This is a genomic window from Geobacillus sp. CAMR5420, from assembly GCF_000691465.1.
In the GTDB taxonomy this organism is placed as follows: domain Bacteria; phylum Bacillota; class Bacilli; order Bacillales; family Anoxybacillaceae; genus Geobacillus; species Geobacillus thermoleovorans.
On the sequence record NZ_JHUS01000018.1, the window covers coordinates 1 to 23,549 of the forward strand.

Annotated in this window: 20 protein-coding genes and 2 pseudogenes; 18 read left to right on the top strand and 4 right to left on the bottom strand. The window is 52.2% G+C overall.

Annotated elements, in window-relative coordinates:
- Both DI44_RS19365 and DI44_RS12720 read left to right on the top strand, forming a co-directional pair.
- Window positions 1–423: pseudogene (locus DI44_RS19365) on the top strand (AAA family ATPase); the annotation flags it as partial.
- A gap of 227 nt (window positions 424–650) precedes the next feature.
- Window positions 651–2,402: pseudogene (locus DI44_RS12720) on the top strand (EAL domain-containing protein); the annotation flags it as partial.
- A gap of 99 nt (window positions 2,403–2,501) precedes the next feature.
- Here DI44_RS12720 and DI44_RS12715 read toward each other — a convergent pair.
- Window positions 2,502–3,050: a DUF2777 domain-containing protein gene (locus tag DI44_RS12715; protein WP_033024823.1), complete on the bottom strand. Its 549-nt coding sequence runs from the start codon at window positions 3,048–3,050 to the stop codon at window positions 2,502–2,504.
- A 264-nt stretch (window positions 3,051–3,314) separates the two neighbouring features.
- Here DI44_RS12715 and asnB point away from each other — a divergent pair, with 264 nt between their 5' ends.
- On the top strand, window positions 3,315–5,162 hold the full coding sequence (gene asnB, locus DI44_RS12710) for an asparagine synthase (glutamine-hydrolyzing) (protein ID WP_033024824.1): 1,848 nt from the start codon (window positions 3,315–3,317) through the stop codon (window positions 5,160–5,162).
- Window positions 5,163–5,205: 43 nt separating this feature from the next.
- On the opposite strand, the gene DI44_RS12705 is transcribed toward asnB, so the two are convergent.
- Window positions 5,206–6,558 (bottom strand): MATE family efflux transporter, encoded by a 1,353-nt coding sequence (locus DI44_RS12705; protein WP_033024825.1) that lies wholly within the window; start codon window positions 6,556–6,558, stop codon window positions 5,206–5,208.
- Window positions 6,559–6,682: 124 nt separating this feature from the next.
- On the opposite strand from DI44_RS12705, the gene DI44_RS12700 reads away from it, so the two are divergent.
- Entirely contained in the window at window positions 6,683–7,543 is an 861-nt protein-coding gene (locus DI44_RS12700) for an AraC family transcriptional regulator (protein ID WP_011230205.1), read from the top strand.
- A 60-nt stretch (window positions 7,544–7,603) separates the two neighbouring features.
- On the opposite strand, the gene DI44_RS12695 is transcribed toward DI44_RS12700, so the two are convergent.
- The gene (locus tag DI44_RS12695) at window positions 7,604–9,370 is read right to left on the bottom strand and encodes an alpha-glycosidase (RefSeq protein WP_033024826.1); all 1,767 of its coding nucleotides are present in this window, start codon (window positions 9,368–9,370) and stop codon (window positions 7,604–7,606) included.
- 252 nt (window positions 9,371–9,622) lie between these two features.
- On the opposite strand from DI44_RS12695, the gene DI44_RS12690 reads away from it, so the two are divergent.
- The 14 genes from DI44_RS12690 (at window position 9,623) to DI44_RS12625 (ending at window position 22,801) form a co-directional block, all read left to right on the top strand.
- Complete coding sequence (locus DI44_RS12690; protein WP_013146187.1) at window positions 9,623–10,894, top strand: extracellular solute-binding protein; 1,272 nt, start codon at window positions 9,623–9,625, stop codon at window positions 10,892–10,894.
- 69 nt (window positions 10,895–10,963) lie between these two features.
- Window positions 10,964–12,244 carry a sugar ABC transporter permease gene (locus DI44_RS12685; protein WP_033024827.1) on the top strand — a complete coding sequence of 427 codons (1,281 nt, stop codon included), beginning with the start codon at window positions 10,964–10,966 and terminating at the stop codon, window positions 12,242–12,244.
- Window positions 12,244–13,086, top strand: coding sequence for a sugar ABC transporter permease (locus DI44_RS12680; RefSeq protein ID WP_033024828.1), 843 nt, complete (start codon window positions 12,244–12,246; stop codon window positions 13,084–13,086). The genes DI44_RS12685 and DI44_RS12680 overlap by 1 nt, the downstream gene beginning before the upstream one ends.
- Before the next feature lie 71 nt (window positions 13,087–13,157).
- The gene (locus DI44_RS12675; protein ID WP_033024829.1) at window positions 13,158–14,693 is read left to right on the top strand and encodes an alpha-amylase family glycosyl hydrolase; all 1,536 of its coding nucleotides are present in this window, start codon (window positions 13,158–13,160) and stop codon (window positions 14,691–14,693) included.
- Window positions 14,694–14,711: 18 nt separating this feature from the next.
- The gene (locus DI44_RS12670; RefSeq protein ID WP_013146183.1) at window positions 14,712–15,731 is read left to right on the top strand and encodes a LacI family DNA-binding transcriptional regulator; all 1,020 of its coding nucleotides are present in this window, start codon (window positions 14,712–14,714) and stop codon (window positions 15,729–15,731) included.
- A gap of 219 nt (window positions 15,732–15,950) precedes the next feature.
- Window positions 15,951–16,895: an efflux RND transporter periplasmic adaptor subunit gene (locus tag DI44_RS12665; RefSeq protein WP_013146182.1), complete on the top strand. Its 945-nt coding sequence runs from the start codon at window positions 15,951–15,953 to the stop codon at window positions 16,893–16,895.
- Between the two features lie 19 nt (window positions 16,896–16,914).
- Window positions 16,915–17,619 (top strand): ABC transporter ATP-binding protein, encoded by a 705-nt coding sequence (locus DI44_RS12660; protein ID WP_033024831.1) that lies wholly within the window; start codon window positions 16,915–16,917, stop codon window positions 17,617–17,619.
- Complete coding sequence (locus tag DI44_RS12655) at window positions 17,597–18,766, top strand: ABC transporter permease (protein WP_241766365.1); 1,170 nt, start codon at window positions 17,597–17,599, stop codon at window positions 18,764–18,766. The genes DI44_RS12660 and DI44_RS12655 overlap by 23 nt, the downstream gene beginning before the upstream one ends.
- Window positions 18,767–18,908: 142 nt before the next feature.
- Window positions 18,909–19,586 carry a response regulator transcription factor gene (locus DI44_RS12650; protein ID WP_020755058.1) on the top strand — a complete coding sequence of 226 codons (678 nt, stop codon included), beginning with the start codon at window positions 18,909–18,911 and terminating at the stop codon, window positions 19,584–19,586.
- 9 nt (window positions 19,587–19,595) lie between these two features.
- Window positions 19,596–20,867, top strand: a complete 1,272-nt coding sequence (locus tag DI44_RS12645) for a HAMP domain-containing sensor histidine kinase (protein WP_033024833.1) — start codon at window positions 19,596–19,598, stop codon at window positions 20,865–20,867.
- Between the two features lie 64 nt (window positions 20,868–20,931).
- Window positions 20,932–21,627 carry an O-methyltransferase gene (locus DI44_RS12640; RefSeq protein ID WP_013146177.1) on the top strand — a complete coding sequence of 232 codons (696 nt, stop codon included), beginning with the start codon at window positions 20,932–20,934 and terminating at the stop codon, window positions 21,625–21,627.
- Between the two features lie 73 nt (window positions 21,628–21,700).
- Entirely contained in the window at window positions 21,701–22,000 is a 300-nt protein-coding gene (locus DI44_RS12635) for a hypothetical protein (protein ID WP_020279345.1), read from the top strand.
- 35 nt (window positions 22,001–22,035) lie between these two features.
- Window positions 22,036–22,374, top strand: coding sequence for an antibiotic biosynthesis monooxygenase (locus DI44_RS12630; protein WP_013146175.1), 339 nt, complete (start codon window positions 22,036–22,038; stop codon window positions 22,372–22,374).
- 163 nt (window positions 22,375–22,537) lie between these two features.
- Window positions 22,538–22,801 carry a hypothetical protein gene (locus DI44_RS12625; RefSeq protein WP_157832552.1) on the top strand — a complete coding sequence of 88 codons (264 nt, stop codon included), beginning with the start codon at window positions 22,538–22,540 and terminating at the stop codon, window positions 22,799–22,801.
- Window positions 22,802–23,090: 289 nt separating this feature from the next.
- On the opposite strand, the gene DI44_RS12620 is transcribed toward DI44_RS12625, so the two are convergent.
- On the bottom strand, window positions 23,091–23,549 hold a 459-nt coding region (locus DI44_RS12620), incomplete at its 5' end, for an SDR family oxidoreductase (protein WP_033024835.1).

Genomic DNA, 23,549 nt, shown 5'->3' on the forward strand with positions numbered 1-23,549 from the left:
ATTTTGGACGAGATGCATTTGGCCAAAGATGCCTTTTTACAAGACATTGCGATCTTGTTCAACTTTGAGATGGATTCGACCAACCCATTTGTCTTGATGTTGGCTGGGCTGCCCCATTTACAGGGAAAGCTGCGGCTCAATCAGCACCGTCCGCTTGACCAACGGATCATCATGCGATGCCGGATGGGGCCGCTCGAGAAGGAGGAGGTGGCGGGCTACATCGAGCATCGGATGAAACAGGCCGGGGCGAAGCATCCGATCTTCACCCCATCGGCGTTAGAGGCGATTGCCCTGCAGTCGCGGGGATGGCCCCGGGTCATCAACACGTTGGCCACGACTTGCCTGCTGTACGGGCATCAGCTGAAAAAGGACGTCATTGACGAGGATGTGGTGCGCATGGCCGCAGAGGAAATGGGGTATTAGCACGAAAGGGGCCGAAATCGGCCCCTTTGGCGTCCCGTTTTTCCCTTTTTTGTTTTTCTGTTTCATTCACCGGATCAGGAACTGGAAAACGCCATCCGAAAGAATGTGCAAACGTTCTGAAATAAACTGCAAAATCCGAAATAATTCACAAAAATTTTGCACATTATTTCGGAATCCGTCTGAAATAATTTGAAAAAGGGGTTCCGAAATAATGTGCTAATTTACAGGAAGGAATCATGACGCTCGCCCAGCTCATGTCCACGTCCTCACGCGATATGGGGCGCCTGCATGTTCGCCTGCAAATGTCAGAGCAACGCTACAAATCGTTGTTTGAACATAACACGGACATTGTCTATTCCACAGATTTGCACGGCCGTTTGACAAGCGTCAATCCTGCCTTTGAACAAGTGCTTGGTTACAAAAAGGAAGAGATTTTGTATACGAATTCGCTCAAGTATATTCATCCGAATGATGTTCCCCGCGTCACCCGCTATTTTTACCGAGCGCTGCGGGGGAATATCCAAACGTATAACTTGGAAATTCCGACGAAATCGGGAGAACGGCTTTTGTTTCAAATGAAAAACATTCCCATCATTGTGGATGGCAAAAAGGTCGGCATTTACGGAATTGGACGCAACATTACCGAGCAAAAAAAGGCGGAAGAGAAAATCTCTTATTTAGCATATTACGACATCGATACGAACTTGCCCAACCGGACAAAGTGGATGGAATTGTTTTCCAAACAGCTGGATAAAGCCAAGCAGAAGCAGCGAACGATAGCGGTTGCTTTGATCGATTTGGACCGGTTTAAATGGATTAACGACAGCGTCGGCCATTACGCCGGAGATGACATTTTGCGCCAGCTTGTCGAGCGCATTCGCCGCGTCTTGCCGCCTAGTGCGGAGCTTGGCCGATTTCATGGCGACAAGTTTTGCTTGCTTTTTCCGCTCAAAACAGAGGCCCAGGCGGCGACGGAAGCGGCGCTCCGCATCGTGCGCGAAGTGGCGCGGCCGATTGTGTACGACGGAAAGGAATTTTTCGTTACAGCAAGCGTTGGTCTAGCGATGTTTCCAGATGATGGAGAGGACGAACATGCACTGCTTCGGCACGCTGATATGGCGGTCAATATGGCGAAAAAAGGCGGGGGCAATCGCGTGGAGCGCTACTGCCCCGAAATGAATGCCGAAATGATGCACCGGCTTGAAATGGACGGCTATTTGCGAAAGGCGATCGAGGAAAACGAACTGTTCCTCTGCTACCAGCCGATTGTCGACGTACATACCGGCGCGGTCATCGCGACGGAAGCGCTGGTCCGTTGGCGGAATCCGAAGCTTGGGCTTGTGCGTCCGGACGAGTTTATTCCGTTGGCGGAAGAGACGGGCTTGATTCATGAAATCGGCCGTTGGGTGCTGCAAACCGCTTGCCGGCAGACAAAGCAATGGCAAAGGGAGACAGGAAACGATAAACTAGCCATTTTCGTCAACGTTTCTGCTGTGCAATTTCAGCACGAACGGTTCGTTGACGACGTGAAGCAAGCGCTCAAGCAGTCGAATTTGTTGCCATCATGTTTGCGTCTTGAACTGACTGAACATTCCATGCTCCGTCATCTATCGAGCACGATGCGCACTTTGGATGAGTTGAAGCGGCTTGGCGTCGGCATCGCCGTCGACGATTTCGGCAGCGGGTATTCTTCGTTTCATTATTTAAAGCAGCTGCCGGCGACGATTTTGAAGATTGACCGGGCGTTTATCGAACGTCTCCATACAAATGCGTCCGACGCCGCCATTGTCAAAGCAATCATCACCATGGGACGCGGGCTCGGACTGGAAACGATCGCCGAGGGAGTCGAGGCATTGGAGCAGCTCGAGCGGCTTCGCGATTTGCAATGCAGTTATGCCCAAGGATATGCGCTCTGCCCGCCGCTTGTCGCTGAGGAGATTGCCGCATACATGACCGGACGCCAGATGAATCAGTTGTAAAGATGCTTGCCCACCGCCTTGAAAAAAGGAGGCGGCAGCCTGTGGCACGAGGCGGAGACGTTCGGTCAACAGCGGGAACCCGCCCGGCCGCTTTTGTCCTCAGCCTATTTGGGCGCAAATCGCCCGTTCGCCGCTGTTGAATGTTATTTCAAATCGGTCGGCCGGCATCGGCCCGCGTTCATAGTAATGATGGACGCTGGCGATTTGCTCTGTATTGTCATAGATCATAAAATTGACGCCGGATGATTTGGCAAACAATAAGCCGTTGTAGCAGTACAGGCAGTCGTAAAGCGAAAACCCAAGATGGTTCAGCCATTGGACGTATTGAAAAAAGGACGGATTGGGAAGCGAGGCAAGCCATTGCCGGTACGCGTATGTCAGCTGTTTGCGGAAGCGGATGCGGTCGCCGTCAGTGAGGGGGAAGATGCCGAGGTCGGTCGCGATCGTGCCGTTTTCCTGCCACCGTCCGGACAGCCAATGCCCATAGCGGAACAGTTCAATCCCTTGCTGGGCCATCTCCTCGACTAACGCCGCTTCCTCTGCTTCCTCATCAAAAAACACCCATTCATTGTTGACAAACTCCGCTGTTCCTTGCACGTAAGCCCGCGGCTGTTCAGCAATGCACTGCAGGCGCTCTTCAATATTCAATGTCTCTCATCCTCCTTGTACTTCTCTTTTTTTCCACCTTTTCGTCCGTTTATTCACGTTATTGTTGACATCGGACAATTCATCGAAATGACCCGTGGTGCATAAAATGGAATCATGCCGATGCGGGGAGGGCTAGCGCCTTGGGGAAAATGGCGGCAGCCCACGAGATCCGCAAGAAAAAAGAACGGGCGATCCAAAGAACAATGCGAACAGTTCGGCGAAGAACAGTTGCCTGTCATTTTGATAAGGAAAGGATTGGTTCGTATGTGTGGCATTACTGGCTGGGTGCATTTCGGGCGCGATTTGCGCCGTGAGCGGAAAACGATTGCCGAGATGACAGAGACGCTCGCGAAACGCGGGCCGGATGATACAAATACATGGCTTGACGTCCATGCCGCGTTCGGGCATAAGCGGCTCGTTGTGGTTGACCCGGCTGGCGGCAAACAACCGATGATCCGGAACAAAAACGGACGGCGTTACACAATCGTTTACAATGGCGAGCTGTACAATACGGAAGACATCCGGAAGGAGCTGTTGCATAAAGGTTACCGGTTTGACGGCCACTCCGATACGGAAGTGCTGCTCGCCGCTTATATCGAATGGAAAGAACAATGTGTTGACTGGCTCAACGGCATTTTTGCCTTTGCCGTTTGGGATGAAGAACGGGAGCAGCTATTTATGGCGCGCGACCGGCTCGGGGTCAAACCGCTGTTTTATCGCCAAGATGCCAAGGAGCTTTTGTTCGGATCTGAGATCAAGGCGATTTTGGCCCATCCGGATGTGAAAGCGGAAGTCAATTATGAAGGCTTGGCGGAAGTATTCGGGCTGGGGCCGTCGCGCACGCCGGGGCACGGTGTGTTTTGCGGCATCCAAGAATTGCGCCCCGCGCACGCGTTGACTTTCTCACGCAACGGGCTTCGCATTTGGCGGTATTGGAATGTCGAAAGCGACGTCCATCGCGATTCATTCGAGGAAACGGTCGAAAAGCTGCGCTTTCTATTGACGGATGCGGTCACGCGCCAACTCATTTCCGATGTGCCGGTCTGCACCTTCCTTTCTGGCGGGGTCGATTCGAGCGCCATTACGGCGATTGCCGCCAATGCCTTTGCGACAGCTGGAAAAGGGCCGCTTCATACGTACTCGATCGATTATGAAGGAAACGATCAGTATTTCCGGGCAAACGATTTTCAGCCAAACACCGATGCACCATTTATCGAACAGGTGTCAAACCAATTTCAAACGGTTCATCATCGCTGCGTGATCACGCAAGAAGAACTGTTCCGCCATTTGCATGAAGCCGTCATCGTCCGCGACGTTCCGGGCATGGCTGATGTCGATTCGTCGCTTCTTTGGTTTTGCAAACAAATTCGCGAGCAGTTTGTCGTCAGTTTGTCTGGAGAATGCGCCGATGAGATTTTTGGCGGCTACCCATGGTTTCATCGCCCGGACGATTTGGCGCGCAAAGGATTTCCATGGATGCGCTCGATTGAGGCGCGCATCGGGTTGTTAAAGGAAGAATGGCGGCAAAAGCTCCGCCTCGACGATTACGTGCAAATGCGCTATGAACAGACGATTGCCGAAGTGCCGCGCCTGGAAGGGGAAAGTGCGGAAGCAGCGAAGCGGCGTGAGCTGTTTTACTTAAATATGATTTGGTTTATGACGACACTGCTTGACCGGAAAGACCGGATGAGCATGGGAGCGAGCTTGGAAGTGCGTGTGCCGTTTGCCGATCATCGGGTTGTGGAATATGTCTGGAATATCCCTTGGGAAATGAAAATGTACGGCGGCCGCGAAAAAGGCATTTTGCGCAAGGCGTTGGAAGGGCTGCTTCCGGAGGAGGTGCTCTATCGGAAAAAAAGCCCGTACCCGAAAACGCATCATCCATTGTATACGAAGCTGGTGAAGCAATGGCTTGAACAGCTGCTTCGCGACCGTTCTTCGATTTTACACGAGTTTTTTGACGCGGAAAAGTTGACGGCGCTCGTTGAATCGGAAGGGAAGTCATTCGAGGTGCCTTGGTTTGGACAGCTGATGACCGGTCCGCAACTGCTTGCCTACCTTGGCCAAGTGCACGTTTGGTTTGACCATTACGGCATTCATATTAAAGAATAAGAGCTGCGCTGATGCGCAGCTCTTATTTTCGTGGCGGGAGGCTTCATGCCATTTTCGCTTGCGGCGCCACCGTCTTTTTCATCCAGACGCGCGACCGCCAGCGCCGAAGCATCAACAGTCCGCGCAGCCATTCATCAGCGATGAACGACAGCCAAATGCCGACAAGGCCAAACCCAAGGGCAATGCCGAAGATGTATGCCACTGTGACCCCGACGCCCCACATCGACAAAATGCCCATATAGACCGGAAATTGCACATCTCCGGCTGCCCGCAACGAGCCGATGATGACGAGATTAAACGACCGCCCCGGCTCAAGGATGATGGTTAAAAGCAACAGTTTGCGCCCAAGCCCAATCATCGACGCGTCATCAGTAAAGAAGGAGAGCAGCGGTTCGGCGAACCAATAGGCGGCTGTAGCAAGCAACACGGACATGCCAATGGCGCTGTACAAACTTTTTAAACAACGGGCGTACGCTTCCTCATACCGCCCGGCGCCAACAAAATGGCCGACAAGGATTTGCGTCCCTTGGCTGATGGCGATGCCGAACAAAAAGACGAACATCATAATGTTTTGCGTATACACTCGTACCGTTAGCGCCTCGGCGCCCAGCCACGTAATCAAATAGGTGATCACCATTTGCGCTGTATTGTAGGAAAGGTGCTCGCCGGCTGACGGCACACCGATTTTCAATAGCGAACGAAAGTGGCGAAACGGCAGGGCGCAAAAGGCACGCGGCGCGAGTGCAATACCTGTTCGTTTGCGCAATAAGGCAACGAGCACAACAAAGCCGGCCAACCGGCTGGCTGCTGTTGAAATAGCAGCTCCTTCCGCCCCAAGAGGAGGAAGAGCAAATGAGCCGAAAATAAGGAAGTAGTTTCCGATGACATTGAGTACATTCATGCCGATCGTGACATACATCGTATCACGTGTAAAGCCGTAGCTTTTTAAGATGGCGCCGACCGTCATCATCAGCGCTTGGATGAACAAAAACCCGCCGACAATCGCCAAATAGCTGCTCCCCTCGTCAAACAGCTCAGCCGGCAGCCCCATCAGCCGCAAAATCGGCCGGCTAAACGCGGCGAGAACGGCGCTTAGCAGCAACCCAAACAGCAAATTGGCGGCAAGGGATACGCGCGACACGTCAATGGCTTCTTGCTCCCGCCGGGCGCCTAAGTATTGGGCGACAAGTACGGCGGTCGCCAAGGCAACGAAGTTGAACAGCACGATCGTTAACGCGATGATTTGGTTCGCCACCCCGACGGCGGCGACCGCATGATCCGAGTACTGGCTGAGCATAAGTGTATCAGCGTTGCCCATGACCATATAAAGCAACGTTTCAATAAAAATCGGCCACGTTAACGAGAACAGTGACCATGTTTTTGCCTCTTGGCGCATATTGAGACAACTCCTTTTTCAAATTCCGACTTGAACGATATACTCAGTTTAGCTAGTTTGCTGCATAATGGAAAGAGAAAGAAGCGATTTCACTTGCACATTTCCGACAAGGAGAGAGGGGACAATGCATTATGTTACGTTTTCGCTGCCACCGCTGCCGGTGTTTATTAAAGGGGCGGAAAGCGTATTTCCAAAAGGAAAACGGCATTTTCGCCGCACGTTTACCGTATTTGACTTGCTGTATGTGAAACAAGGCTGTTTGTATATGACGGAAAACGGGCGCGAGTTTGCCATCGGCAGCGGGCAATATTTGCTGTTGATCCCCGGCCGCGAACATTACGGACACCGCCCGTGTGAAGAGAAAACGGAGCTTGTTTGGCTGCACTTTTTGCTGCCGGACTACACGGTTGCTCCGGACTGCCCGGCGAGCCGGCAAACGGTGATGGAAAAAGAGGCGACGTACACTGAGCCAATCCAATACCGGCTTTCGATCCGTCAATATGGGGAGCTGAAACAACGGGAGCGCGCCGAACAGCTGCTCGCCCAACTTGTCGAGCCGAACGTGGAGCGGGATATGGACCGGCCGCTCCGACAGCTGCTTTTGTTTGTGGAATTTCTTTGGCACTTGCAAAAGCAGGAGCTGTCCGTCCCAAGTGCAGCGGAACAAGTCAGTGCGGCGGCGGTGGCGTACATCGAACGACATTTCAACGAGCCGATTACGCTCGAAATGCTTGCGAAAGGGCTCCGTTTTCATCCCGATTACATCACCCGCTGTATGCAAAAAACGATGGGCATGGGATTTAGCCGTTATTTGACGTATTACCGCCTGTCGAAAGCCAAGCAATGGCTTGCGGAAACGAATGAAACAGTCGAGGCGGTTGCCAAGCGGGTCGGCATTGATGATGGCGCGTATTTTTCGCGTGTATTCAAAAAGATGGAAGGGATGACCCCGACCGAATACCGGCGCATGGCTAGGCGTACATAAAACCGGCGCAGCGAACCGCTGCACCGGTTTGTGATCAAAGCAACACATGGCTGCGCCATCTTACCAGCTTTCAACTTTATAGAGCACAAACCCATACGGAGGCAAAGAGGCGCAAAGCGTTTCCGCCTCGGCCGCAAACCGCTCTCCGGTCAAGAGGTCAACAAGCCATTTTCCGCGAAGGTCGAGCGGGAGCGGAATGTCGGCGGCATCATTGCTTCGGTTGATGATGACGAGCACGGTTTCAGCGCCGTCAATTTTTTCATACACGAGATGGTTAGGGTTGTCGTCGGCGGAAAGAAAGGAGACATCTCCGCGCCGGAGCGCCCGGTGCTGCTTCCTTAGCGCAATCAGCCGCTTGACATGCGCCAACAGTTCGCGGTTTTGGTGCTCCGGATCCCACACCATACATTTCCGGCACTCCGGATCGTTTCCGCCCGTCATGCCGATCTCATCGCCATAGTAAATGCACGGCGAACCGGTGAACGTCAGCTGGAACAAAAACAACAACTTCGCTTTGCGGACGTCGCCGCCGCAAATCGTAAGCAGCCTTGGTGTATCATGGCTGCCAAGCAAGTTGAATGCCGCTTCGTTCACCTGTTTCGGATACGAATGAAGAAGTCGGATCATGATATCGGCAAACTGGCGGGCGCTGATTTCCTCTTTCGCGAAAAAGCGAAGCGCCCCGTCCGTGAACGGGTAGTTCATGACGGCGTCAAACTGGTCGCCGCGCAGCCAAGGCATGGCGTCATGCCAAATCTCGCCGAGAATGTACACATCGGGCTTTAGCGCCTTCACTGCCTGCCGGAATTCGCGCCAAAATTGATGATCGATTTCGTTCGCCACATCGAGCCGCCAGCCGTCAATATCAAACTCGCGAATCCAGTATGTCGCGACATCAAGCAAGTAGCGCTTCACTTCCGGATGAGCGGTGTTGAGTTTCGGCATGTGCGGCACGAACGCAAATGTGTCGTAGTTCGGGCGCGGCTCGGTTTGGAGCGGAAACTCGCGAATATGGAACCAATCTTTATACCGAGAGGCTGCGCCGTTTTTCAGCACATCTTGAAACGGGGCAAACTCATAGCCGCAATGGTTGAAGACTGCATCGAGCATGACGCGGATCCCTTTTTCATGGCAGCGCTTGACAAGTGTTTTCAACGTCTCTTTGTCCCCAAAGTGCGGGTCGATTTCAAAATAATCAGCGGTGTCGTATTTATGGTTCGACGGCGCGCGGAAAATCGGCGTCAAGTAAAGGCCGGTGATGCCAAGGTCAGCCAAGTAATCGAGATGGTCGATAATTCCTTGCAAATCCCCCCCAAAAAAACTTGTCGGCGTCGGGTCTTCGCTTCCCCACGGCCGCGCTCCTTCCGGACTGATGGCCGGGTTGCCGTTGGCGAACCGCTCAGGGAAAATTTGATACCATACGGTGTCTTTTACCCAGCCCGGCGCTTGGAACAGGTCGACCCGATGAAGAAAGGGAAAGCAAAAGTAGTAAGCGGTGTCGTCACTCGGAGCTTCATGGTAAAATCCTTTTTCCGTATAGACCAGTTGTTCGCCCCCAGCTCGAAGCACAAACCCATAGCGCAGCCGCCGATATGGCGGTCTGACCTCGGCGAACCAATAGTCAAATCGTTCGTCGCTTCCCGTTTTCTGCATCGGCATCGTTTGAAACTGCCAGGCGCCGTCTTGCCACTCGTACGGGTCGCCGTGCAACAGCTCCACCCGATCAACATCATCTTTTTTTGTCCGAAGCCGAAGATGAAGCGTTTCGCCATCATAGGCATAGGCGAAGTTGTCAGTCGGGCGGTGGTGAATGGCTTCTTTTTGCATCATCGTTCCCCCTCTTGAATCCAATTTGGGTAAAAGCAATCGTTTGCATGATAGACTTCCGTTAAACAAAGCGTACGCCAATGAAAAAAAAAAGTCAAATTTCATAGAAAATAAGCTTGTAAAATGAAAAATAGACGATATAATAGAGTTGAAAGGTGCAATCGTTTTCATTGGAGTGATTGCGATTTTAATGCGCAAACGATTTCGCTATGGTTGCACTGAAAAAGAGTCGATCAAAAGAGGAGGGAGAGCATGAAGAAAACATTGTCTTTGTTTCTCATGGCTGTGCTGCTCGTGGGCGTGCTCGCTGCCTGCGGACCGAAACGGGACGTTCAACAGCCGAAAGAAAGTCAAGGAACGACCGAAAAGGCGGAAAAACCGGACAAACTGGTCGTTTGGGTGAACGACGACGAAAAGCAGAAACAAGCATTAAAAGATATTTTCCAAAAGTACACAGAAAAAACCGGAATCAAAATCGAGATGGTTGGGGTCAACATGCTCGATCAAACGAAAAAACTAGCGCTCGACGGACCGGCTGGCAAAGGGCCGGATGTGTTCTACCAGCCGCATGACCGCATCGGCGACATTGTGCTGCAAGGATTGGCCGATCCAGTCGACCTTGGCGATGCGAAAGGCGAGTACAGTCCGACGGCCATCAACGCGGTCACCTATGACGGAAAGACGTATGGCGTGCCGATGGTCGTTGAAACATACGGCGTGTTCTACAATAAAAATTTAGTGCCGGAAGCGCCGAAAACGATGGATGACTTGATGAAGATCGCCAAGGAAAAAACGAATGCGGCCAAAGACCAATACGGCTTTTTAATGGAAGCGGCGAATTTCTATTTCGTTTATCCGTTCTTCGCCGGCTATGGCGGCTATGTGTTTAAAAATGAAAACGGCAAATACGACATAAGCGACATTGGGCTCGCGAATGATGGAGCCGTCAAAGGAGCCGAGCTCGTCCAATCGTGGTTTAAAAACGGCTACATTCCGAAAGAAATCACCGGCGATATTATGAACGGGCTGTTTACGAAAGGAAATGTGGCCGTTGCCATCACCGGACCATGGAACATCGCGTCGTATAAAGAAGCGTTGGGCGACAAATTGGCGACAGCGCCGCTGCCGGTTTTGGACAACGGCGAGCATCCGAAATCGTTCGTCGGCGTAAAAACATGGATGCTCTCCGCCTATTCGCAAAACAAAGAATGGGCGGTCGACTTCATGAAGTTTGTCACGAACGAAGAAAATTCGCTTCATTACTATGAAGTGGCGGGCGAAATGCCGGCGAACGAAAAAGCGTTGACGAATGAGAAAATTACGAACGACCCGCTGATCGCCGGTTTTGCGGAGCAAATCCAATACGGCGAGCCGATGCCGAACGTGCCGGAAATGTCGCAAGTGTGGGAGCCGATGGGCAATGCGTTGCAATTTATCGCGAAAGGCGACAACCCGAAAGCGGTGCTCGGTGAGGCAGTGAAAACGATTCAAGATAAAATCGCCGCCAGCGGCGCTGGAAAATAACGAGTGATGTCGTGGTGGATAGGATCAGCCCTATCCACTATTCTTATCCATATGATAGGGGGGATTGGAATGCCGGAAGCAAACGTCCGCCATCGGCCGGCGGTGGCGATGGCGCTGTCTTTGTTGTTTGCCGGCCTTGGGCAGTTGTACAACCGCCGGTATGTCAAAGGCATCTTGTTCATCATTATTGAAGCTTCGTTTTTGCTGACGTTTTACAACTTTTTAAACATCGGGCTGTGGGGGCTTGTGACGCTTGGCGAAATCCCGATGTTGGATCATTCGATTTTTCTGTTGATTCAAGGGTTGATGTCGGTCATCATCATCGCATTTGCCGCCGCCCTGCATATTGCGAACATCATTGATGCACGCAACGACGCCCGCCGCCGGCAAAGGGGCGAACCGTTTCCGTCGCTGTGGGAATCGTGCCGCAACGCTTGGGATAAAGGATTTCCGTACATCTTTGTCACGCCCGGGCTTGTGATGCTGTTGTTTATCGTCGTGCTGCCGCTGTTGTTTATGGTGTCGCTCGCCTTTACCGACTACAACTTGTACCACTCGCCGCCGCGGCATTTATTGAACTGGGTTGGATTGGAAAATTTCAAAAACTTAGTGTCGATTCCGATTTGGAAAAGCACGTTTTTCAGCGTCCTCGCCTGGACGATCGTTTGGACCGTGGTGGCGACGACGGCGCAAATCGCTCTTGGCCTGTTGTTGGCGCTTCTTGTCAACGACCCGCGCATCAAGTTCAAGCGTTTCATCCGCACGGTGCTCATTTTGCCGTGGGCCGTGCCGGCGTTTGTTACAATTTTAGTGTTTGCGGCGATGTTTAACGACAAATTCGGCGCCATCAACCGTGAAGTGTTGAGTTTGTTCGGATTGTCGATCCCATGGATGACCGACCCGTTTTGGACGAAAGTCGCGCTCATTTTGATTCAGACGTGGCTTGGCTTTCCGTTCGTCTTTGCGCTGTTTACCGGCGTTTTGCAAAGCATTTCCCGCGACTGGTACGAAGCGGCCGACATCGACGGGGCGACGCGCTGGCAAAAGTTCAAATCGATCACGCTGCCGCACGTCCTGTATGCGACCGCACCGCTGTTGATTATGCAATACGCCGGCAACTTCAACAACTTTAACATCATCTATTTGTTCAACGACGGGGGGCCTGCGGTGCGCGGGCAAAACGCCGGTGGAACGGACATCCTCATTTCATGGGTGTACGATTTGACGTTCACGACGAACAACTACAACATGGCGGCGGCGATTTCGCTCATCATCGGCTTGATCGTCAGCGGGTTTGCCATTTACCAGTTCCGGCGCACCCGTTCCTTTAAAGAGGAGGGGAACATTTGATGAACCGCAAATGGAAATCGCGCGTGGAAGTAGCGCTCATTTATTTGTTTATCGCCTTCATGTTTGTCGTCATCGCCTATCCGCTCCTTTGGACGATCAGTATGTCGCTCAATCCAGGAACGAGCCTGTATTCGGCGTCGCTCATCCCGGAGAAGTGGTCGTTTGAGCACTATAAGTGGTTGTTTACCAGTCCGAACAGCGATTATTTGCTTTGGTATAAAAACAGCTTGTTTGTCGCGGCGGCCAATGCGGTGTTGTCCGTCTTGTTTACCGCGCTCATCGCCTATGCGTTTTCGCGCTACCAATTCGTCGGGCGGAAAACAGGGCTGTATTTGTTTTTAGTGCTCCAAATGTTTCCGTCGCTCATGGCGATGGTGGCGATCTATATTTTGCTCAATATGCTCCATTTGCTCGATTCGCTGTGGGGGCTCATTCTCATTTATGTAGGCGGACAAATTCCGTTTAACGCCTGGCTGGTCAAAGGCTACTTTGATACGATTCCGCGCGAGCTGGATGAGGCGGCGCGCATCGACGGCGCCGGGCATTTCGGCGTCTTTTTCCGCATTATGCTGCCTTTGGCCAAGCCGATTTTGGCCGTTGTCGCGTTGTTCAACTTTATGGCGCCGTTCACCGACTTTTTGCTGCCGTCGATCGTGTTGCGCGACCCGGACAAATTTACATTGGCGGTCGGGCTGTTTAACTTCATCAGCGACCGGTTTGCGAACAACTTCACCCGCTTTGCCGCCGGCTCGATTTTGATCGCCGCCCCGATTGCCATCGTCTTTTTGTTCCTGCAGCGGTATTTGATTTCCGGCTTAACGGCCGGTGGCACAAAAGGGTAAGAACCGCTATCATAAATAGTGGGCTTACCCGTTTCCGAATGAGCAAATGAATCGGGAAGGGAGGAATGGAAATGGGGAACCGGCTCTTTATGATGCTCGTCCTTCCGTTCCTTCTTTTTTATGCCTGGCCGGTGCAGGCGGCGGAGAAAGAAGAACGGACGTGGCAAGATGAAGCGATTTATTTCATTATGGTCGACCGGTTTAACAATATGGATCCGACGAATGACAAGGGCGTCAATGTCAACGATCCGAAAGGGTATTTCGGCGGCGACTTGAAAGGGGTGACGGCGAAACTCGATTACATCAAGGAGATGGGATTTACGGCCATTTGGCTGACGCCGATTTTCGAAAACATGCCGGGCGGATACCACGGGTATTGGATCAAAGATTTTTATCGCGTCGATCCGCATTTCGGCACGCTGGATGATTTGAAGACGCTTGTCAAAGAAGCGCACAAGCGCCATATGAAAGTCATCTTGGACTTTGTCGCCAACCATGTCGGCTACGACCATCCATGGCTTCGCGACCCGGCGAAAAAAGATTGGTTCCATCCGAAAAAAGAGATTTTCGACTGGAATGATCAAACACAACTAGAAAACGGATGGGTGTATGGGCTGCCGGATTTAGCGCAGGAAAATCCAGAAGTCAAGAAATATTTAATCGATGCGGCCAAATGGTGGATCAAAGAAACGGACATTGACGGCTATCGCCTCGATACGGTGCGCCATGTGCCAAAATCATTTTGGCAGGAGTTCGCCAAAGAAGTGAAATCGGTGAAACAAGACTTTTTCCTTCTTGGCGAAGTGTGGAGCGACGATCCGCGCTATATTGCCGAGTACGGCCAATACGGCATCGACGGTTTTGTCGATTATCCGCTGTATGGCGCGGTGAAGCAGTCGCTTGCTAGGCGCGATGCATCGCTCCGGCCGTTGTATGACGTCTGGGAATACAACAAAACGTTTTACGACCGCCCGTACTTGCTCGGGACGTTTTTGGACAATCACGATACCGTGCGGTTTACGAAACTTTCGATTGACAACCGCAACAATCCGATTTCACGCATCAAGCTGGCGATGACGTATTTGTTCACCGCCCCCGGCATCCCGATCATGTATTACGGAACGGAAATCGCCATGAACGGCGGCGAAGACCCGGACAACCGCCGCTTGATGGATTTCCGCGCCGATCCGGAGATCATCGATTACTTAAAAAAAATCGGCCCGCTCCGCCAACAGCTGCCGTCTTTGCGGCGCGGCGATTTTACGCTCCTGTATGAAAAAGACGGCATGGCGGTGTGGAAACGGCAATATGAAGATGAAACAACGGTTATCGCCATCAACAACACGGGCGAAACGCAGCACGTTCACCTAACGAACGACCAGTTGCCAAAAAACAAGGAACTGCGCGGCTTTTTATTGGACGATCTCGTCCGCGGCGATGGCGACGGATACGATCTTGTGCTCGACCGCGAAACGGCGGAAGTGTACAAGCTGCGGGAAAAAACTGGGATCAACGTTCCGTTTATCGCCGCCATCGTATCGGTTTACGTATTGTTTCTTTTGTTTTTGTATTTGGTGAAAAAACGGGCGAAGCGGATGCCGGAATAGAGGGAAAGGAGGGACCTTATGACCGTTACGATTAAAGATGTGGCGAAACGCGCGAACGTTGCGCCGTCAACCGTCTCGCGCGTCATCGCCGACAGCCCGCGCATCAGCGAGAAGACGAAGCAGCGGGTGCGCGAGGCGATGAAAGAGCTCGGCTATCATCCGAACTTTATCGCCCGCAGCCTCGCGAGCCAAATGACGCAAGTGATCGGCATCGTCATGCCGAGCTCCGCCGACCAAGCGCTGCAAAACCCGTTTTTCCCGGAAGTCATCCGCGGCATCAGCAAAGCCGCCCATGAAAAGCGATATGCTTTGCAAATGTCGACCGGAGAGAAAGAGAACGACATTTACGAGCGAGTCGTGGAGATGCTGCAAGGACGGCGCGTCGACGGCGTTATTTTGCTTTACTCGCGGCAAAACGATAAGCTCATGAAGTACTTGTTAAAGCATGGCTTTCCGTTCGTCGTCATCGGCAAACCGCACCAAAAAGCGGAACAAGTGACCCATGTCGACAACGACAACGTCCAGGCGGGGAAAGATGCGGCAAACTGGTTGATCGCCCGCGGGCACGAACGCATCGCGTTTGTCGGCGGCAATCCGCAATATTTGGTGACCGTCGACCGCCAAACCGGCTACGCCGCGGCCTTGCAGGAGGCGGGGCTTCCGTACCGGCCGGAATACGTCGTCCATGCAGAATTTTTGCAGGAAGGCGGCCAAGAGGCGATGAAGGAGCTTCTTTCGTTGCCTGAGCCGCCGACCGGGCTTGTCGTCGCCGATGATCTCATGGCGCTCGGCATCTTGAAAACGCTTGATGAAATGGGGCTTGGCGTCCCGGAAGATGTTTCGATCGTCAGCTTCAACAACACGCTGCTCGCCGAAATGTCGCGTCCGCCGCTCACGTCGGTTGACATCGGCATTTTTCAGCTCGGCTACGAAGCGGCGAAAAGTTTAATTGAGAAAATCACCAACCCGAATGAACCGATCAAACGCATCATCATCCCGCACCGGCTCGTGGAGCGTGGGTCGTGTGCACAGCGTTAGAAAGAAGCGGTGTTGGCAAAGAGACGTCCGTCGTATTGGCGGGCGTTTTTTGTTTTCGAGCATGATCATATTTTCATTTTGGTCACCATGCAAAAGTATTGTGGACAGCGTATGTTCAGGTTTGGAAGGAAGAAACGAAAAAATTAAGGGAAAATTAAGCAACCCTTTGGATAATCGGAGTGTCGATGCTTATTTGAAATGGAGAAAGGGGAATGCGAAGTGAAAAAATGGATCATCGCGTTGGTCGCGATTGTGGCTGCAGCCGGCGCCGGCGGTGCATGGTACTTCACGCAGGCCAAAAGCGAGCCCGCCATGGCTCAGACGGCGACCGCTTCAGTGCAAAAAGGAACGTTGGAAGTGAAAGTGAGTGGATCGGGAACGGTTGAGTCCGTAACGAGCACGGACATTCAAGCTGACGGCAGCAAAGAAGTGGATGAAGTGCTCGTTTCCGAAGGGGAAACCGTGACGAAGGGGGAAGACCTCATTACATTTACTGATGGCAGCGATCCGATTGAAGCGCCAGCAGCTGGAACGATCACCTCGCTCGACGTGGAAGAAGGAGACCGCGTCAATGACGGACAAGTCGTCGCCCATCTCACCAATTACAGCGATTTGCAAGTAAAAGTGCAAGTGGATGAGCTTGATATTCCAAAAGTGAAGGTCGGACAAACCGCTGCGATTAAGATCAACGCTTTTCCTGAGGCGACATATACCGGAAAGGTCACCTCCATCGCCAAAGAAGGGACGGTTTCGAACGGTGTGTCGACTTTCGATGTGACGGTGCACATCGATAAACCGACGAATGTGAAAATCGGCATGACAGCGGAAGTAAGCATTTTAGTCGAAAAGAAAGATAATGTGTTGTATGTTCCAATCGAAGCGGTTCACACGATGAATGATGAAAAGTTTGTGCTTGTCGTCCAACAGTCGGCGGACGGGAGCAGCACGGCTGTGCGCCAAACGGTGAAAACCGGCATTAGCAATGAAGACAACATTGAAATTACCGATGGATTGAGCGAAGGGCAAATCGTGAAGCTGCCGAGCGTTTCTACTTCCTCCAGTACGAATAATCCAGGGCGGCAAGAAAGAATGATGGGCGGGATGCCAGGGATGGGCGGCATGCCAGGAGGCGGAATGAACCGTCGGACAGGTGGCCAGCCATGAGAGGAAGGAGGAGAATCGTATGTTGATGATTGATATTCAAGGGATGACGAAAGCGTACCGTTTAGGAGGAGAAACGGTGCATGTGCTGCGCGGGGTTTCATTGCAAGTCAAACGAGGGGATTTTGTTGCGATTGTCGGTCCCTCTGGTTCGGGCAAGTCGACGTTGATGAATATGATCGGCTGCCTTGATCGCCCGGATTCCGGCAGCTACCGGCTCGACGGGAAGGAAGTCAGAACGATGAAAGAGGATGAACTCGCCGTCATTCGCAATCAAAAAATCGGATTTGTATTTCAAAATTTCAATCTTCTATCCAAACTGACGGCGCTGGAAAACGTTGAGCTTCCCCTCATTTATCGGGGAGTGAAGGTGAAAGAAAGGCGAGCCATTGCCTATGAATGCCTTGAAAAAGTGGGGCTGCAGGAGCGAGTCCACCATTTGCCCAACCAGCTGTCAGGCGGCCAACAACAGCGCGTCGCCATTGCCCGCGCTCTTGTCGGCCATCCGCCGATTTTGCTCGCTGACGAGCCGACCGGCGCGCTTGACAGCAAAACAAGCAAAGAGATTATGCACATCATGAAGCAGCTCAATGAGCAAGGGCATACGATCGTACTCATCACCCATGATTGGGAAGTCGCCAGAGAAGCGAAGCGGATCGTCCGCATTCAAGATGGCGAGTTGTTGGAAGAAAGAGGTGAGTTCGTTGGGGCTTCTTCCATCCATTAAAATGGCGTGGCGCAGCATTCGCGGCAACAAGTTGCGCTCCTTTTTGACGATGTTGGGCATGATCATCGGCGTATCGTCCGTCATCGTGCTCGTCTCCATCGGTCGAGGCTCAAGTGAGCAAGTGACAAGCCAAATCAATCAGCTCGGAACGAATTTATTGACGGTCAACGTCATGAACAGCGATGAAGTAAAGCTGACGGTTGAAGACATGAACAAGTTTCGCGAACTTTCCGGTGTAAAGGACATCGCTCCTATCGTGTCTGGGAGAGTGAATGTCAAACAAGGGACTGCTTCAGCGCAAGTATCGTTAATCGGCACGACAGCTTCGTATGAAGCGGTTCGCGATGTCAATGTGAGCAGCGGCCGATTTTTATCAGACATCGATATCGAGTACAGGCAAAAAATCGTCGTGCTCGGCGCGACGATAGCGCAAACGTTGTTTGGATTCGGGGATCCGGTTGGCCAGTACGTGCAAATCGATGGGACATCGTTTAAAGTTGTCGGCGTTTTGGCGTCCAAAGGCGGTTCTCTTGGACAAAGCGGGGACGATGTCATTTTGATGCCGCTGTCGACCGCCCAGCGCCTGACAAAGACGATGAACATCCAAACCGTGTATATCCAGGCAGACAAGGCTTCAGACGTCAACTTCGTGATGGTGGAAGCAAAACAGCTTCTTGCCCATTTGTTCCCAAACAATGAAGACAGCTACAGCGTCTTTAATCAGCAGGATTTGATGGAAACGGTCAGTTCCGTAGCCGATACGATGACGCTGATGCTTGGCGGCATCGCCGGCATCTCGTTGCTTGTCGGCGGCATCGGGATTATGAACATCATGCTCGTCTCGGTGTCCGAGCGGACGAAAGAAATTGGCATCCGCAAAGCGGTCGGCGCCAAACGCCGCCACATTTTGCTTCAATTTCTTGTTGAGGCGGTGGTGCTCAGCTCATGCGGTGGAGCCATTGGCGTCGTTCTTGGATTTGGTGTTGGCCAAGTGCTGAAGTCGGTGATGGGGATGACAATCTCCTATTCCCCTTCCGTGTCATTGCTCGCCTTTTTGTTCTCTTTGTTGGTCGGAGTGGTGTTTGGCGTATTTCCAGCGAACAAAGCGGCCAAGCTTGACCCGATTCAAGCGTTGCGCTACGAATAAAAGAAAGAAAAACAAAGCGTTCGCATCATGCGGCGCTTTGTTTTTCCTTTCCCGATACGGCATGTATGGTGCTTAGCTGTTGCCTTTCACTGCGAAGGGAAGTTCCTTACAGCCATAGGTTAAAAAAGAGGAGGGAAGATAGTTGAAGCTGCTTGTTGTCGAGGATCACCACGACTTGCGGGAGGCTATGATCGAGATGCTGGCGGATGAGTTTGAGGTTGATGGGGCATGTGACGGCGATGAAGGGTTGTTTTTAGCGCAGCAAAACATTTACGACGCCATCATCTTGGACGTTATGCTTCCCGGCATCGATGGTTTTTCCATCGTCCGTCGTCTTCGTGAAGACGGAATCGAAACGCCGGTGTTGTTTCTGACGGCGAGAGACTCGCTTGAAGATCGGGTGAAGGGACTTGATTTTGGCGGAGACGATTACTTGGTGAAGCCGTTTCAGTCTCCGGAACTGAAGGCGCGTCTGCGGGCTCTTTTGCGGCGCAGCGGCGCCCTGACGACGAAACAGACGATCCGCTACCGCGGCATCGAATTGTTTGGCAAAGAAAAAGGAGTCGTGGTTGACGGTCAACCGCTGAAATTGACCAGCAAACAGTACGAGCTTTTGGAATATCTCGTTCATAACCAAGGCGTCATTTTAACGAAGGAACAAATTTTTGACCGCATTTGGGGATTTGACTCTGATACGACGATCGCCATTGTCGAAGTGTTCGTTCATCAGCTGCGGAAAAAGCTTGAGCCGTTTGGCTATCATGCAGATATTCAAACTGTCCGCGGCATCGGCTACATGCTGGTGCGGGAGCAGGAGTGAAAATGTGCCATGTTTCACAAAACCCTTTGGCGTTTGACATTCGTCAACTCGCTCGTCGTGTTTTTCGTGATTAGCGCGCTTGGCGTCGTGCTGTACGTGTATATGCAGGAGCGTCTGTACCATGCGGCCGATGTTCCGCTTGAACGATTGGCGGAGCGGATTAGGCAGGGCGGGCCATGGCGTAAGGATGATGCGCTGTTAGGAGATCCGCTCTTTCATGATCCGCTGTTGCGCGACCCGCGGCTGTTGGTGGTCATCTGGAACGAGAAAGGAGAAATGGTCGGCATGACCCGCGACGCTTCTTTTTTCACCGGGCTGCCGCTCACTCCCCCAGAAAGGCTTGATGAACTGTATGAGGTGAACGTAGGCCATCTCTATTTTCGGACGTTGGCTGTTGAAGTGAATACGGCGTTTGGCCCGATAACGGTGCAAATGCTGCGCAATACGAACTCTGAACGCGAGCTGCTTGGCGAATTGATGTTCATGATTGCAGTAGGATGCATGCTGAGCGCTCTGTTTGCCATCGCGGCAGGCTATTTTCTGGCTGGCCGGGCGCTCGTTCCCATTCAAGCGGCGTGGAAAAAACAGCAGCAATTTGTCTCCGACGCCTCCCATGAATTGCGCACGCCTCTTTCTGTCATTCAGGCAAAAACGGATGCGCTTTTTCGTTCTCCGAAAGCAACCATTGAAGAGAAAAGCATCGATATTTCTGTGATCGCCAAAGAATGCCGCCGCTTGTCGCGGCTCGTTTCCCAGCTGCTCACCTTGGCGCGTTCAGACTCGAATCAGTTGGAAATGCAAAAAGAAGCGTTTCGGCTGGATGAATTGGTCCGCGACATTGGCGAACAGTACAGCGAGATCGCTTCGTACCAGCAGAAAACGATGAGCGTCGAAGCGCAAATCCCTATTGAGTGGGTGGGCGACCGTGAACGCATCCATCAATTGATCGTCATTTTGCTTGACAATGCCTTGAAATATACGACGGAAGGCGGACACATTCGCCTTGCATGCCATCGTTTTTCCTCATCGGTCGTGGTGGAAGTTGAAGATGACGGCATCGGCATTCCAACTGAAGATCTCCCTCGCATTTTCGACCGCTTTTACCAAAGCGACAAGGCGCGCTCGCAATCGGATGGAGCCGGTCTTGGATTGGCGATCGCCAAATGGATTATTGATCAACACCATGGCAAGGTGAAGGTGGAAAGCAAACTCGGCGAAGGAACGCGGTTTCAAGTGATGTTCCCGGCGGCGAGATGGAAATATAAGCGGTCGGGGGATTAAACATTGATGTTCTGTTTATGTTTGTATACAATTGTATACGAATAGGATCAGAAGGCGGGAAAGCATGGAACCGAAGCATCCGCACGATCGCCATGAAGGATGGGAGTTGTTTCGGCAATTAAACCGTTACATGAATGAACAGTTTGCTCCGCAAGATGAAGTGCTTGCCAGCATCCGACGCTCAATGGAGGAAAACGGCCTTCCGCCGATTTCTGTTTCGCCGGCGACAGGAAAGCTGTTGACGATGCTTGTCGCCATCTCCGGCGCCAAAAACGTGTTGGAAATCGGAGCGCTTGGAGGCTACAGCGGTGTTTGTCTCGCGCGCGGGCTTGGGCGGGGCGGGTTGTTGACGTCGCTTGAGCTTGTGGAGGACTATGCCCGCTTGGCAAAACAGAACCTAGAAAAAGCCGGTTTCGGCAGCCAAGTCGTGTATATGGTTGGACCAGCCTTGGAAAGCCTTGAAGCGCTTGTTGCCCAAGGCTCGCGCTTCGACTTCTTCTTCATTGATGCGGACAAAGAAAACTATGTTCATTATCTCGATTATTGCCTCCGCCTCGCCAATCCAGGCGCGATCATCGCAGCGGACAACACCATGGCAGGAAGCGGCATCGGCACTCCGCGCGCCTTGGGACGGCGCGGGGAAATTATGAGGCAGTTCAATGAGACCGTTGCTCGGCATCCAGCGCTTGATGCCTTGTTTCTCCCCATTGGGGACGGTGTGACGGTGGCGAGAGTGAAAGCGGCGAAGGAGGAAAGATGACGGCATGCATGGACATTTTTTTCATGGACATGGACATCCATTCGAAGGCCATCCTGCATGGAAAGGCGCGCATATGCACAAAGGGCCGCATCGCGGCGCCAAAACGTTCCGTCGCGGGCGGGCGCTCGAATTTTTAGCACGGCTTTATGTCAAACGGGAGACATTGAAACAGCAACTGCAATCGCCGGAGCTTCAATCGATTCATCCCGTGCTGACAGGAGAGTTGAAAGCAATCGAGATGGTGATCAATGAATTCATCCAGTCGTTTGATATTCATGACGAAGAACTGAGCAGTATATGGGGAGTTCAAAACCGCGACGGAGATGCCCCTATCGATGAACAGCGCAACGATGAGGACAGCAGCGAACAATAATCGCATCATCATCAACAGAGAAAGGGAGAGGATTTATGTTCGTGCAAATGCGTAAAATCACAGTGGCTGAAGGATTCGCCGACCAAGTGGCTGAGCGGTTTCGAAAGCCTGGAATCATCGAACAGCAAGAGGGGTTTGTTGATTTGAAAATTTTGGTTAAGAAAGCGCGCCGCGGTGATGAGGAAGTCGTCATTTTGATTACATGGGAATCGGAGGAGCATTGGAAAAAATGGGAGAAAAGCGACGCTCATATCGCCGGACATAAACAGAGACGAAATGAAGCGAAGCCGGAGTACATCCTCAATGTCGAAGTCGGACATTATGAGGTGAAGGCGGTGAAACAAGCGGCACAGTCAGCGTCGGCTGAAGATTGAAAAAGGGAAATGAAAAAGAGCTCCTCTTTTCGCTCATGGCATTGGCGTTGAGAGGAGCTGAATGCGGTTATGGTTTTATGTTGCTTGGAATGCTGGGTGTTCCGTACGTATGGAATGTTTCCGCATTGCGGTAGCTGGTGTTTGTACAATGGGGACGCAAAGTTTGTTGAATGCATTTGTCTCGCAATATTATCCCGCCCATGTCCGCTCTACGGGCGTTGGATTGGCCAATGGCGTCGGTCGCTTAGGAGGAATGGTTGGCCCGACGCTTGGCGGGGCGCTGCTAGGAATGAAAGCCCCCATTTTCATGTGCTTTGTTGCTTTTGCGCTGCCAGGCGTTATCGCTTCTTTGGCTGTTCTTTGCGTGCGCAAGAAAAAACGAGACATAGCGGTTGCTGGGCAAGAGGCGGAGACGCTCTTCACATGAGATGGTGAATAGAAAACATGCAGTGGCATTCCCCGAACTATTGACTGCTTAAAACAGAGGGGGAAGCCGCGGAGGCATTTTTAGGTTCAACGATCTACCTTTAGTGAACCTTTAACGTAAAAAAAATCCACCCCATTCCGGGGCGGACTGAGAGAAGAGGGGCACCTTGCAAAGAAGTGGAGGAACATCGTAGCTTTATCGTATCGATTTTTTTACAATGATTCTATATTTTTGTAAGAAAAGATAACGAAGTTTTGTCAAAAAGGATTGACCGCAGCGGCTGCGATGGTCAGCCGCTGACGAATTTTCCGCCGTCGACGTGCAGCATTTGTCCGGTCATATACGACGACTCATCGCTCGCCAAAAAGACGTAGCACGGAGCGACTTCGCACGGTTGGCCGGGACGTTTCATCGGGGTGTTGGCGCCGAATGTGGCGACTTGCTCGCTTTTGAACGTCGACGGGATGAGCGGCGTCCAAATCGGGCCTGGGGCGACGCCATTGACGCGGATGCCTTGCCCAACGAGCGCTTTGGCGAGCGAGCGGGTGAACGCGACGATTGCGCCTTTTGTCGCCGAGTAGTCGATGAGCTGTTCGTTTCCTTCGTAGGCGGTGACCGAAGCGGTGTTGATAATGGCGCTTCCGTTTTTTAAGTGCGGGAGCGCCGCTTTCGTTAGGAAAAAGCAGCCGAATACGTTCGTGCGAAACGTTTTTTCCAGCTGCGCGGCAGTGATGTTGAGAAAATTCGG

Excerpts from the sequence above, each read along its gene's own strand:
- DI44_RS12660 (WP_033024831.1), top strand. The coding sequence starts at position 16,915 with ATGTTGATGATTGATATTCAAGGGATGACGAAAGCGTACCGTTTAGGA.
- DI44_RS12635 (WP_020279345.1), top strand. The coding sequence starts at position 21,701 with ATGCACAAAGGGCCGCATCGCGGCGCCAAAACGTTCCGTCGCGGGCGG.
- DI44_RS12640 (WP_013146177.1), top strand. The coding sequence starts at position 20,932 with ATGGAACCGAAGCATCCGCACGATCGCCATGAAGGATGGGAGTTGTTT.
- DI44_RS12675 (WP_033024829.1), top strand. The coding sequence starts at position 13,158 with ATGGGGAACCGGCTCTTTATGATGCTCGTCCTTCCGTTCCTTCTTTTT.
- DI44_RS12690 (WP_013146187.1), top strand. The coding sequence starts at position 9,623 with ATGAAGAAAACATTGTCTTTGTTTCTCATGGCTGTGCTGCTCGTGGGC.
- DI44_RS12670 (WP_013146183.1), top strand. The coding sequence starts at position 14,712 with ATGACCGTTACGATTAAAGATGTGGCGAAACGCGCGAACGTTGCGCCG.
- DI44_RS12680 (WP_033024828.1), top strand. The coding sequence starts at position 12,244 with ATGAACCGCAAATGGAAATCGCGCGTGGAAGTAGCGCTCATTTATTTG.
- asnB (WP_033024824.1), top strand. The coding sequence starts at position 3,315 with ATGTGTGGCATTACTGGCTGGGTGCATTTCGGGCGCGATTTGCGCCGT.
- DI44_RS12630 (WP_013146175.1), top strand. The coding sequence starts at position 22,036 with ATGTTCGTGCAAATGCGTAAAATCACAGTGGCTGAAGGATTCGCCGAC.
- DI44_RS12695 (WP_033024826.1), bottom strand. The coding sequence starts at position 9,370 with ATGCAAAAAGAAGCCATTCACCACCGCCCGACTGACAACTTCGCCTAT.
- DI44_RS12685 (WP_033024827.1), top strand. The coding sequence starts at position 10,964 with ATGCCGGAAGCAAACGTCCGCCATCGGCCGGCGGTGGCGATGGCGCTG.
- DI44_RS12700 (WP_011230205.1), top strand. The coding sequence starts at position 6,683 with ATGCATTATGTTACGTTTTCGCTGCCACCGCTGCCGGTGTTTATTAAA.
- DI44_RS12645 (WP_033024833.1), top strand. The coding sequence starts at position 19,596 with ATGTTTCACAAAACCCTTTGGCGTTTGACATTCGTCAACTCGCTCGTC.
- DI44_RS12705 (WP_033024825.1), bottom strand. The coding sequence starts at position 6,558 with ATGCGCCAAGAGGCAAAAACATGGTCACTGTTCTCGTTAACGTGGCCG.